Source organism: Sphingomonas sp. CFBP 13603 (genome assembly GCF_014892665.1).
Classification (GTDB): domain Bacteria; phylum Pseudomonadota; class Alphaproteobacteria; order Sphingomonadales; family Sphingomonadaceae; genus Sphingomonas.
In genome coordinates this window covers 82,925-95,095 of sequence record NZ_JADBIA010000004.1, presented here as the reverse complement: position 1 = coordinate 95,095, position 12,171 = coordinate 82,925, and the positions used below count along the sequence as shown (strand labels likewise).

The following is a 12,171-nucleotide window of genomic DNA, read 5'->3' as shown; positions in this document are numbered from 1 at the left end:
CTCGCTACTGAAGCGGGTCCGACGGTAAACGCCGGACCCGATCATTCTACCGCGCGGAGTTTCGGACGTCCCGGAGGTGATTGCCGGAGCAGTTCGTCGACCCGTGCCGCGAGGTCGGTCTGGCGGAACGGCTTGGAGAGGCGGATGACGTCGCTGGGGACGTCCTCGCCGGCCGCCGCATATCCGGTGACCAGAAGCGCGGGAATTCGGTTTCCGGAGGCGCGCAGTTCGGTGATCAATTGCCCGCCCGTCATGCCCGGCATGAGATAGTCGCTGACCAGGATATCGGCGTCGACGCCCGATCGGATCGCCGACAGCGCCTGGCTGGCGGACGAGACTTCGACCACCGAATACCCGATGTCGCGCAGCATGTCGGCCGTGGCGGTCCGGACCAGATCCTCGTCGTCGACCAGAAGCACCTTGGCAGCGCGGCGCGCGGCGACGGGTTCGGCGGCATTCTCGACGGTATCGACCGCGGCTTCGTCGGTCGCGGGGAGCCACAGCTCGACCGTGGTCCCAGCGCCCGGCTCGCTCGTCAGGCGGAGCGTGCCGCCCGATTGCGCCGCAAGCCCGTGCACCATCGACAGGCCGAGCCCGGTGCCCTTGCCGACGCCTTTGGTGGAGAAGAACGGTTCGGTCGCGCGCGCCAGCGTCGCGCGGTCCATGCCGGTGCCGGTGTCGATCGCGGCGATGCGGACGTACCGATCGGGCGCGAGACCGACCGTGTTGCGGTCGTCGACCACCGTCTCGCTGACCGACAGCAGCAGCTTGCCGCCCCCCGGCATCGCGTCGCGCGCGTTGATCGCGAGGTTGAGCAGCGCGAGTTCGAGCTGGTTGGGATCGACGCGCGCCGACGACAGATGCCGCGGGATCTCGATCGTGACCGCGATCGACGGGCCGAGCGAGCGCCGCATCAGATCGACCAGACCGTCGATCAGCGCGCCGATATCGACCGCCTTGGGCTGCAACGCCTGTCGCCGCGCGAACGCCAGCAGGCGCTGCGTCAACGTCGCCGCGCGCTCGGCGGCTTGCAACGCCCCGCCGATCATCCGTTGCGTGCGCTCGTCGTCCTTGTGTCGCCGGCGCAGCAGGTCGAGGCTGCCGACGATCGGGGTCAGGAGATTGTTGAAATCATGCGCGACGCCGCCCGTGAGCTGGCCGATCGCGTCCATCTTCTGCGCCTGCGCGAGTTGCTGATCGGCTTCCTTGCGATCAGTGACATCCGAGACGACGCCGGTCATCCGCGATGCCTTGCCGTTCTCGTCATACCGGACCCGGCCCTTGGCGACGAGCCACCGCGACTGGCCATCGGCGGCATCGATCCGATATTCGACGTCGATGTTGCCGGTCCGCGTCGCCTCGGTCATCGCGCGCGTGACGGTGCCGCGCTGCTTCGGGTCGACATGGCTCAGGAACGTCTCCATGTTCCAGTCAGGCCTACCCTCGGGATAGCCGTAGATGGCATCGTGCCGCAACGTCCGCCGGGATTCGCCGGTCTGCAGGTCGATGTCCCAGCTGCCCATGCCGGCAGCTTCGAGCGCGATCTCAAGGCTTTCGCGCGCGGATCGCAGCTCGCTCGTACGGTCCAGCACCGCGCGTTCGAGCGTCACGGCGACGTCGCGCAGCTCATATTGCCGTCGGCGCGCGGTCAAAGCGGACCGGATCGCCCCGAGCATCGCCTCGGCGTGCAGGGGACGTTCCAGCAAGATCACGTTGCCGAGATCGCCGAGGCGTTGCGTCGCGCGTTCGGTCCGCGGAGCCTTGTTGCCGTTCGTCAGCACGACGAACGGGATGTCCGCCCATTTGGGTTGCGCCGCGACCCAGTCGGCGAGGAGCGTATTGTCCGCCATCGTCAGCGCTTCCTCGGTCAACATCACGACCGCGGCACCCGCATCCAGCTCGGACAGCAGCACGGCCTGATCCGCGCAAACGACGGCGACGATCTCGTTTCGACCGAGCAGATCCGCCGCGATGACGGCGTCGCGGCCTCTCGGCGCCAGGATCAGGACACGGTCATCCATGTCAGCCGCGACCGTCACGCGTCCCCATTCGGCTGGCCATCAACGTCTTTCCTTCACCCGAGAATGTCGGAACACCGGTCAGCACGCCCTGGAATTCGCGAAGGGGCTCGCCGACCAGCAATCCGTTGCTACCGATCTGAAACTCCCGGATCGTCCGTTCGTGCCGTGCGGTACGCGTCTTGATGACCGAAATCGCCTGGCGCACCTCACCGTGTGCCTCGAAATAGCGAAGCTGGACGATGGTGTCGGAGAGATAGCTCAGGTCGACGTCGGACCGGACGTCACCGGTGATCCCGTGCAGACCGAGGATCAGCAGGCTGACGATCCCCTTCTGGCCGAGATACGTCAGCATCTCGTGCATTTGCAGGATCAGGAACTGCTCGTTGGGCATCGCCTGGAGATACGCGTTGAGGCTGTCGATCACGACGATCTTGGCGCCGTGCTCCTCGACCGCGGCCCGCACCGCGCCGGAGAACTCGCCGGGCGACATCTCGGCCGGATCGATCGCGCGCAGCTCGAGCTGCCCGTTCTCGACGAACGGCAACAGGTCCATGCCGAGCGACGCACTGCGCTTCAGCAAAGTCGGAAGCCGCTCGTCGAACAGGAAATACGCCGCCCGCTCGCCTCGCTTCAACGCCGCGGTCATCGACTGGACCGAGGCCGTCGTCTTGCCGACGCCGGCCGGACCGGTCAGCAACGTCGCGGTACCGGGGATCAGCCCGCCACCCAGCAAGGTGTCGAGTTCGGTAGACCCGGTCGACACGGCCTCGTCCGAATAGGCCATGACGTGCTCGGACGCGACGAGACGCGGATAGACGCACAGCCCGCCGCGTTCGATCTCGAAATCGTGATAGCCGCCACGATACCGCACGCCGCGCATCTTCACGACGTGCAGGCGACGACGTTGCGCACCGAACCCGGACAAGGTCTGTTCGAGCGAGACGACGCCGTGCGCGATGCTGTGCAACTGGAGGTCGCTGCCCGAGCCGCTCTTGTCGTCGAGGAACAGCACCGTGCAGGCGCGCGTCGAGAAGAAGTGCTTGAGCGCGAGGATCTGGCGACGATAGCGGATCGGGCTCTGCGCGAGCAGCCGCAGTTCGGACAGGCTGTCGATCACCACGCGCTTCGGGCGAAGCTCGTCGACCTTGGCCATCACGTCGCGGATCGTCTCGCCCAGCTCGACTTCGCTGGGATGCAGCAGCGTCTGTTCGTGATCCTCGCCCAAGCCGTCGGCCGGGACCATCTCGAACAGGTTGAGCGAATCCAGCGACCAGCCATGCGTCGTCGCGACCGCGCGGAGTTCGATCTCGGTTTCCGCGAGCGTGATATACAGCCCCGTCTCGCCGACCGATGCGCCGGCCAGCAGAAAGCCGAGCCCCAGCGTGGTCTTGCCCGTACCTGGCGTGCCTTCGATCAGATACATCCGGTCGGGCGTCAATCCACCGTTGAGGATGTCGTCCAGACCCGCGATCCCAGTCCGCGCGAGCGCCGGCAATTGTACGTCCTGTGCCAAACCGGCAATCCTCCCCTGTCGATCGACGCCCATGCCGGACGCGACGAATTACTGCGATCATAGGGACTAACCCGGTCACCGACTAGTCTCGCACCGCCGGGCTTGCGGTTACCGTGTCGGTCGTGACACGGACGGGCTCGTGATGCGAAAGACCCCCATGCCGCTCCCCATGCCGCTGAAGCATTCGTTCCCGCCCGTTGCGGCGGCAGATGCGCGCGTGCTGGTGCTGGGCAGCCTGCCTGGCGACCGATCGCTCGCGGCCCAGCGCTATTATGCGCATCCGCAGAACCAGTTCTGGCAGTTGATGGGACCGGTCGTCGGGGTGGATCTGGTCGCGATGACCTATGACGATCGGCTCGCCGCGCTGCGTGCGCGCGGCGTTGCCTTGTGGGACGTGGTCGGATCGGCGCGACGGCCGGGCAGCAGCGATGCCGCGATCGTCGACATAGCGGGCAACGATATCGCGGGGCTGGTCGCCCGCCTGCCCCGACTTCGCGCGATCGCATTCAATGGCGGCACCGCGCTCAAGCAGGGGCTGAAACTGCTGGGCGCCGACCATAAGGGGCCGGCGATCGTCCCGCTGCCATCGAGCAGCCCGCTCCACACGATCGGGCTCGCCGCCAAGCAACCCGCCTGGAGCCAGCTCACCGCGTTCCTGCTCGACCCGCCGGGTTCGCGCGCCTAGGCCTGGGTCCATGACCAGTCTCCATGATCTCACCGTCCCCGCCTTTCGGCGCGGGTTCGCCAGCCTCTCGGCGATCCTCACGACCGGCGAGGCGTTCGCGCGCGACACCGGCGTCGCGGAGTCCGAGATGCTCGATACGCGCCTGATCGCCGACATGGCGCCGCTGACGGCGCAGGTGCAGCGCGCGAGCGACACCGCGAAGGGCGCGATGGTCCGGATCGGTGGCGTCCCGACGGTGGCGATGGCCGACGACGAAACGACCTTCGCCGCGCTCCAGCAGCGTATCGCGGCAACGCTCGCCTTCCTCGACACCGTGCCGCGCGATGCGATCGACGGCAAGGAAAGCACACCCGTCACACTCGTCACGCGCAGCCAGACGTTTGAATTCACAGCGCAAAGCTATGTGCTCGGGTTCGTGCTGCCCAATTTCTATTTCCACGTCACGACAGCCTATGCCCTGTTGAGGATGCGCGGCGTGCCGATCGGCAAGATGGATTATCTCGGCCGCTAAGCAACGCTGGCGAACCGCGCGGTGCTGCGGCAAGGACGGTGGATGTCGATCGAAACGCTCATCGCCCAATACGGCCTCGCCGCGATCTTCTTGGGAGCAGGGATAGAGGGCGAGACCGCCGTCGTTACCGGCGGTCTGCTCGCGCATCAGGATCTGCTGCCGCTCTGGGGCAGCGCAGCAGCGGCGATCGCGGGCTCGTTCGCCGCGGACCAGCTCTTCTTCCTCGCCGGGCGGCGCTACCGCGATACGGCACGGGTCCGCAGGATCGCGGCGAAACCCGCATTCGCCAAGGCACTCGACACGCTCGAACGGCATCCGACGATCTTCATCCTCGGCTTCCGCTTCCTCTACGGCCTGCGCACGATCAGCCCGATCGCGATCGGCACGTCGCATGTCCCGGCGCGCACGTTCATGGCGCTCAACGCGATCTCGGCTGCGGTCTGGGGCGTGCTGTTCACCGGGATCGGCTATCTGTTCGGCGACACGTTGCTGGACGCGGTCCACAGCATCATGCCGAAGCACAAGCTGGTCGGAGTCGCGATCCTGGCAATCGTGATCGCATCGGTGATGGCGGTGATCCGGTACTGGCGCGGACGACGATCGAACGCCGTCGCGTCACCGCGCTGACGACCCACCCCACGTCTCGACTGTCGCAGCGATGCCGTCGGCCGGTTCGAGCCGACGGCATGCGCGTGACCGGATCGATCGGGCCACGAAAAAACGGTGGCCCAGCAGAGGGGTTCTGCTGGACCACGAGGTTCCGTCTAGGGAGCTTCACTTCGCCTTGACGTTATCCCCTCGTAATACACACCGATTGCATAGGGAATAGGATTCGTCAGTATCAGCGGCGGATCGAGTACTAAATGCGACCAGTTAAATTTACTCGTAACGATCCGAATACAAACGATTAAATACAAAAAAGGCGACACGCCCCATCCTGAAATGGAACGCATCGCCTTGTTGTTTGCAGGCAAGAAACCGATCACTGAGATCGGCCTCCCGCCCGCCGTCAGATCAAGTATCAGACGATCAGAGAGCGTTACCGCTGCTGTTCAGATCGGCGGAGTTCTCGAGATCGGCCGAGTTGCTGGTTTCGATACCGTCGACTGCCGACAGGTTCGAATCCGTATCCTCGACGACCGTGTTCGTCTCGATGTCGGTGACATTCGACGTGTCAGCCGGCTTGGAGCATGCGGCAAGGCTGAGTGCCATGACTGCAATCATCGGCACGATCGTGATCTTCTTCATCGAATGGTCTCCGTAATGACTAATTCAGAATTACGACCGCATTGCGCAACATCGATTCTGGAACCGAAAGCTACCGAGCGATGCGGTCGAACGCAATACCCTATCGTGACGCTATGATTTAATCACCAGCTCAAGCCGGCGCGCGCGTAGATGTAGCGGCCGTTGAACCCGAACGGCGAGTAATAGGGGAAGCCGATCACGCCGGTCGAATTGTTCGCGGCGATCGTCGCATCGGGATAGACGTCGAACAGGTTGCTCACGCCCAGCCCGAACTGCGCGCCCCTCTTCGCCTGATAGCGGAGTTCGAGATCGGTGATGACGTGCTTGCCGCTGTGCACGTCGCCCGCTTCGGTCGTCCCAGGCTGGTTGACGTCGCCATAATAGGTGACGCGCGCAGTCGCGCCGAAATCGGCCAGCGACCAGTCGATCGAGCCCGTCACCTTCTCGCCCGGCGTGCCGTTTTCGAGCGACTCGATACGGCTGCGCGCGAACAGCGTCGGTGCGGGGTTGAGCGCCGAGGTCGAGGTCGGCACGCGCGTCACGTCCGCATCGTTGATGTTGCCAGCGATCGTGAGGTCGAACGTTCCGACGGCATCGGTCGGCACGCGGTAATGCGCGACGGCGTCGATCCCCTTGGTGGTCGAGGCGAGCCCGTTGATGAAGAACCGTGCGGCGCTGACGTTGAACGGCGCCAGCAATGCCGCAACCTGTGCATTGCCGGCGGCGGCGAGGTTCTCCGACAGCCCGATCTGGTTGCGGATGCGGATGCGGTAGGCGTCCACGGTCAGGTCGAACCCGCCGAAGCGGAAGACCGTGCCGACCGAAAGATTGGTCGACTTCTCGGGCTCGAGCGGGAGGCCGCCGAGCCTGCTGGCGATGGGGCTGATCGATGGGTACGTGCCGGTCTGGATCGGGTTTCCGTTCTGGATGACGGTAGCAACCGAGGTGAAGTATTGCTGCTGAAGCGCCGGCGCACGGAAGCCGGTCGAGGCCGTACCGCGCAGGGCGAACCAACGCGCAAAGTCATAGCGTGCGGAAACCTTGCCGGTCGCGGTCGAGCCGAAATCGGAATAATCCTCGGCGCGGCCGGCCACGCCGACCAGGAACTTGTCCGTCACCTGTGCTTCGATATCGAGATAGACGCTGCCATTGCGGCGGCTCCGCTCGATCGCGTTGTCGGGCGAGAAACCGCCAAAGCCCTGCGCGCCCGGGGGTGCGGTCAGCAATGCGCCGGTCACGGTGCCGGTGGTGGGATAGCCATAGGAGGCGAGTTCGCCCGACTGGATCTTGAATCCTTCGCGGCGCCCTTCGAGCCCGAACGCGACGTTGACGCCCTGCAACACGTCGAACTTGCGATCGACGTCGAGCCCGACGATGTACTGGTCGTAGATCAGCGCGCCGTCCGAGAAATCCCTCTGCGTCGCTCGGCCATAGGCGTAGTTCGCCGAGTCCAGCGTGCGGAAACCGATCTTGTTGCGGCCGTAGCTGACGTTCAGGTCGACGTTCCAGTCGGCGAGTTCGCCCTTAATCCCGAGCGCCGAGTTGAGGTCGCGCGACTTGGTATTGATCAGCGGCAGGAAGCCGTCGGAAAGTCCTGCGAGTTCCAGTCGCGCGACGGCTACCGGGTCCGATGCCAGCGGCAGCCGCGGGAAGGCCGCGCTACGCGTGTCGCGGTCCTGATAGCCGAGCCAGCCGTACAGCTTCCACGTGCCGCTCAGCGTCGTGCCGGCATTGGCGAAGATGCTGTATTGCTCGACCTTGGGATCGCCGAAGCGACCGGTCACCCGGGCGGGTGTGCCGGGAACCCCGACCAGGGCGCGGGTGTCGAAATCGGCGCGGTTGGTCGCCTGGCGGTTCAGATATTCGCCCGAGAGGGTCAGGAACCCGTCCTCGCCGAAGCCGAGCCCCTGCCAGCCGGACACCGACACGGTCGGCTCGCCCGTCCTGCTGCGGCTGCCGCGCGCGGTGTCGATATTGGTGTTGTAGAAGCCGTAGGTGACCGATGCCGCGCCGCCCGAGCGTGCTTCACGCAAACGAAGATTGACGACGCCGGCGATCGCGTCCGAGCCATATTGCGCCGACGCGCCGTCACGCAGCACTTCGATCCGGTCGAGTGCGACGGTCGGGATCGTGTTCAGATCGACCGCTGCCGAACCGCGCCCGACCGAGCCACCGAGGTTGAGCAAAGCCGCGGTATGGCCGCGCACGCCGTTGATCAGGACCAAAGTCTGGTCGGGCGAAAGGCCACGCAGCGTCGCCGGGCGGATCGCATCGGTCCCATCGACCGCGGACGGCCGCGGGAAGTCGATCGACGGCGCGATCGCCGACAGCGCTGCGCCAAGCTCGGTCGTGCCCTGCCGCTGGAGTGCCGCCGAGCTCAGCACGTCGACCGGCGCCGCGCTGTCGAGCCGCGACCGGCCCGCCGTCCGCGTGCCCGTGACAATGATGTCGTCCTGCGTGTCGGGCAGCGCCGCAGCCTGAGCCGGGGCATCGGCGGGCACGTCCTGGGCGTATGCGGCATGCGCGCTCGCAAAGGCGAAAGTAGAGGCGGCAAGCGCCAACGCGGTACGATAAGCAGTCATTCTAGTGTCCCTGTAGGTGGATCGTTCTGTGACGATCTTTGCGGTAGGCGTGAAACGATCAGACGCGTTCAATGGTCCCGATAGGTTCCGAGCGACTGGCCGATAAGTGAAAAGAATGCGCGGCTGGATGCGCTGGCCGCAACGTCCCATTCGGGATGCCACTGTACCGCGAGCACGTCGCCGCCGCAGGGCCGGGCCGAGAACGCCTCGACCAGACCATCGCTGACGGCATGCGCCTCGACCTGAAGGCCGGCGCCGAGACGATCGATCCCCTGCCGGTGGACCGACGTGACCGAGATGCTTCTCTGCGCGGTCGCCGTCGCCAGCAGGCCACCCGATTGCAACGCGACATCGTGGACGTGATCGAACAGCGATTCATACGCCGTCTCGTCGTCGGTCCAGCGATGGTGCCCCTCCTCCAGCGTTTCGGTCAGCGTGCCACCGAACAACACGTTCAGCTCCTGCAGGCCGCGACAGATGCCGAACACCGGTCGCCCCGCCTCGATCATGCGACCGGCGAGTGCGAGCGCGACCGTATCGCGGTCGAGGTCGAGCGCATCGTCCGCGGCATCCGTCTTGCCGTACCGCGCACCCGCGACGTTCGAGCGCGACCCGGTCAGCAACAGCCCGTCGAGCCGCCCCGCCAGCGCGCGCGTGTCCATCGCGTCCGCCACCGCCGGCACCAGCAGCACGGTGGCGCCGGCATAGCGGACCAGCGGCTCGACGAAGCGCGTCGCGACTGCCTGGATCGGTCGATCGGCGATCTCGTTGCAGCACAGCACGCCGATCACCGGCTTGACCGGGCCGTCCTCGTCGCGGCAGCAGGCGAACCGCCTCATGCCCCCCGCCCCCTGAGCGTCTCGTGCAGCTGATCCGCGGCATCGCCCGCCAGGATCACCGCGGTCGGCTGTGCGACGACGCTGCCGGCGGGAACGTCCTCGAGCAGCCAGACATTGCCGCCGATCGTCGCGCCCTGCCCGATCGTCACGCGACCAAGGATCGTCGCGCCGGCATAGATCACCACGTCGTCCTCGACGATCGGATGCCGCGCGAGCCGTTCGCGCGCCGACACGTCGGTCACGCCGAGCGGACTGCGCGCGCCGAGCGTGACGTGCTGGTAGATCTGCACCCGGTTGCCGATGATCGCGGTCTCGCCGATCACGACGCCGGTGCCGTGATCGATGAAGAAGCTGCGGCCGATCGTCGCGCCCGGGTGGATGTCGATACCGGTGCGGTTGTTGGCGAGTTCGGAGATGATCCGTGCGACGATCGGCGCGCCCAGGCCATAGAGCGCGTGCGCGATCCGGTGATACAGGATCGCGACGATGCCGGGGTAGCAGATCAGGATCTCGTCCGCGCTACGGGCCGCCGGATCGCCGACGAATGCCGCGCGGACGTCGTCGTCGACCAGTTCGCGGATCGGCCCCAGTTCCGCGCAGAACAGGCCGATGATCATGCTCGCGTGGCTGACGTCGAACGACAGCACCGCCTCTTCCTGCCAATAGGCGAATTCGCGTTCGACCTGCCGCTGCAGTCGTTCCAGCGCCTGTCGCAGCCGCGTCTCGACGAACGCATCCTCGCGCTCGACCGGACCTGTGAACATGCCGAGCCGCCCGGGAAACAGCGCCGCGACGAGATCGTCGAGCGCGCGACCGGTCTCGTCCAGCGACGGAAACCGCGCGACGCTATGTCGGCCGTCCTGCTCCTGCCGCCAGGCGCGACGCGCGCTGCGGAGTTCGTCGATCGTCGCGGCGAGGTCGATCGGGTCGGATGCTGATGACACGGCGTTGTCCTTCATGTCAGCGGAGCGTGGGATAGCCGGCCCGGACGGCCTCGGCTTCCAGCGTCGATATCGGCGTCAGCGCGTCTGGCTCGGCGGGTATGATCCCGGCGAGGAACAGCGTCTCGCGTACCGCCGCGAGCGCGGGATCGGCGGCGACATGATCGAGCGCACTTCGCAATGCCGCCACCGTCTCGGCGTCGGTCCCGGCCGCGGTCACGAAGGGCAGGCTCGGCGATGCAGGGCTGGGCGTGACGATCTTCAGGCCCGCCACCAATGCCGGCTCGAACCGCGCGATCGCCGCATAAGTCAGGCGGTCGATCGCCGCGAGATCCGCCTTGCCCGTCCCGACGGCGACGATGCTGGCTCGATGCGCGCCGGTTTCGACCACCTCGGCAAAGAACGCCCCCTGCCCCGCAAACGGCGCTACCGTCGCGCGGAACAGGTTCATGCCGGTGTTCGACTGGCGATCGTTGATGGCCGCGCGGCTACCGCGAAACGTCGCGACCGAACCGCGGGGATCGTCCGCCCTCGCCACGATCACGCTGCCACTTTCTCGCCCGGCGTAGATCGGGAACGCGATCACGCGCAGGTCCAGCGTCGGATCGGCGATCAACGGATAGCCACAGGCCTGACCGAACAGCAGCGCCGGATCACGCCAGATCGCATGGACGTCGCGCGTTCGATCGAGCCGATCGGGCACCTCCGCGACACCGCGTTCGCGCAGGACGGCGGCAATCGCCGACCACAGCCGGTCGTTCGCATCATGCTGCGCGGGGTGATCGTACATCCCGAGCGAGGCGATCCGGCCCGTCAAGACACGGGCTCGCGGTGGAGGGGATGGACCATGTCGTCATGCGCGCTGAATGCGAACCGCCGGACGATCTCGCCATACCCCCGATAGATCGGTGCCCCCGCCTCCGCGAACCGCGCTCGATTATGGCGATGGTACGCTGGCAGGTCGTACCAGGCGAGCGACGGCCGCTCGTGATGCGCGGCATGCAAATTGTTGTTGAGATACAGCAGCCCGAGCAGCCCGCCATGCTCGACGCTGGCGGCGCGACCGGGGCTCGCAAGATCGGCGCGGTGCTCGGCGTAGGAGCGCACCATGGTCAGCGACATCCCCGGATAGACGAAGCAGAGCACGTAACGGCCGACGCCAAGACCGACATGATCGAGCCACCAGAGCACCAGCGCGACCCCGACGAGGTGCGGCGCCCAGTCGCGCACGACGCGCGCCGGTTCGCGCGCCAGTCGGCGGGTCTCTTGCAGGAAGAAGCGGCCGACCGAGATTGCAGGTCCGAAGACCATCTGACCGAGAAGCGTGGATTGAAGCCGGCCGAGGACTGCGGCGAAACCACGCGCCTGCACGCGGTAGCGGGACTCTGGGTCATGCCGAGGATCGGTGATGACCTCCGCGCGGTGATGCGCGACGTGGCTGCGGCGGTACAGGCGGTACGGCAGCCACAGCGACAGCGGTGCAAACCCGATCGCGTCGTTGATCCACCGGATCCGCGTGGGATGCCCGTGAATGACTTCGTGCTGCAGCGATCCCTGCCAGGCGAGCAGCCACCCGCCGATCAGCACCAGCAACGGCGTCGGAATGACCGCATGCCACGCCGTCGCGACCACCCATCCGCCGTACACGATACCTGCCAGAAGGACGGTCGGCCATCCTACCGTCGAACTCGAAGCCTCTCGCTGCATTCCCATCTCCGTCCGATGAGATGAATATCCCCCGCGGGAATGGGAATTGACAGTCGATTGAACTTTGCGGCGGAAAAACTTTGATTGTCAGGCGCTAGTCCGAGGCACCGACGATCATTCTGAT

General features: G+C 66.2%; 11 protein-coding genes. 3 read left to right on the top strand and 8 right to left on the bottom strand.

Annotation, left to right across the window (positions count from 1 at the left end; genetic code table 11):
• Positions 1 to 41: 41 nt before the first annotated feature.
• Positions 42 to 2,021, bottom strand: coding sequence for a PAS domain-containing hybrid sensor histidine kinase/response regulator (locus tag IFR23_RS08225; protein WP_107962354.1), 1,980 nt, complete (start codon positions 2,019 to 2,021; stop codon positions 42 to 44).
• Position 2,022: 1 nt separating this feature from the next.
• Entirely contained in the window at positions 2,023 to 3,534 is a 1,512-nt protein-coding gene (locus IFR23_RS08220) for an ATPase domain-containing protein (RefSeq protein ID WP_274599170.1), read from the bottom strand.
• 142 nt (positions 3,535 to 3,676) lie between these two features.
• Here IFR23_RS08220 and IFR23_RS08215 point away from each other — a divergent pair, with 142 nt between their 5' ends.
• The 3 genes from IFR23_RS08215 to IFR23_RS08205 are packed head-to-tail and all read left to right on the top strand — an operon-like array spanning position 3,677 to position 5,357.
• Positions 3,677 to 4,219, top strand: coding sequence for a DNA-deoxyinosine glycosylase (locus IFR23_RS08215; RefSeq protein ID WP_244655532.1), 543 nt, complete (start codon positions 3,677 to 3,679; stop codon positions 4,217 to 4,219).
• A 10-nt stretch (positions 4,220 to 4,229) separates the two neighbouring features.
• The gene (locus IFR23_RS08210; protein ID WP_192975458.1) at positions 4,230 to 4,730 is read left to right on the top strand and encodes a DUF1993 domain-containing protein; all 501 of its coding nucleotides are present in this window, start codon (positions 4,230 to 4,232) and stop codon (positions 4,728 to 4,730) included.
• 42 nt (positions 4,731 to 4,772) lie between these two features.
• Positions 4,773 to 5,357: a DedA family protein gene (locus tag IFR23_RS08205; protein ID WP_192975457.1), complete on the top strand. Its 585-nt coding sequence runs from the start codon at positions 4,773 to 4,775 to the stop codon at positions 5,355 to 5,357.
• Positions 5,358 to 5,759: 402 nt separating this feature from the next.
• On the opposite strand, the gene IFR23_RS08200 is transcribed toward IFR23_RS08205, so the two are convergent.
• The 6 genes from IFR23_RS08200 to IFR23_RS08175 form a co-directional block, all read right to left on the bottom strand.
• Positions 5,760 to 5,978, bottom strand: a complete 219-nt coding sequence (locus IFR23_RS08200; protein ID WP_107962349.1) for a hypothetical protein — start codon at positions 5,976 to 5,978, stop codon at positions 5,760 to 5,762.
• A 122-nt stretch (positions 5,979 to 6,100) separates the two neighbouring features.
• Positions 6,101 to 8,560 (bottom strand): TonB-dependent receptor plug domain-containing protein, encoded by a 2,460-nt coding sequence (locus tag IFR23_RS08195; RefSeq protein WP_192975456.1) that lies wholly within the window; start codon positions 8,558 to 8,560, stop codon positions 6,101 to 6,103.
• 68 nt (positions 8,561 to 8,628) lie between these two features.
• Complete coding sequence (locus IFR23_RS08190; RefSeq protein ID WP_192975455.1) at positions 8,629 to 9,399, bottom strand: gamma-glutamyl-gamma-aminobutyrate hydrolase family protein; 771 nt, start codon at positions 9,397 to 9,399, stop codon at positions 8,629 to 8,631.
• Positions 9,396 to 10,358 (bottom strand): serine O-acetyltransferase EpsC, encoded by a 963-nt coding sequence (gene epsC, locus IFR23_RS08185; protein ID WP_192975454.1) that lies wholly within the window; start codon positions 10,356 to 10,358, stop codon positions 9,396 to 9,398. Before epsC ends, IFR23_RS08190 begins: the two co-directional genes overlap by 4 nt.
• A gap of 1 nt (position 10,359) precedes the next feature.
• The gene (locus IFR23_RS08180) at positions 10,360 to 11,157 is read right to left on the bottom strand and encodes a phosphate/phosphite/phosphonate ABC transporter substrate-binding protein (protein ID WP_192975453.1); all 798 of its coding nucleotides are present in this window, start codon (positions 11,155 to 11,157) and stop codon (positions 10,360 to 10,362) included.
• The gene (locus IFR23_RS08175) at positions 11,154 to 12,047 is read right to left on the bottom strand and encodes a fatty acid desaturase (RefSeq protein WP_197978355.1); all 894 of its coding nucleotides are present in this window, start codon (positions 12,045 to 12,047) and stop codon (positions 11,154 to 11,156) included. Before IFR23_RS08175 ends, IFR23_RS08180 begins: the two co-directional genes overlap by 4 nt.
• Positions 12,048 to 12,171: the final 124 nt, after the last annotated feature.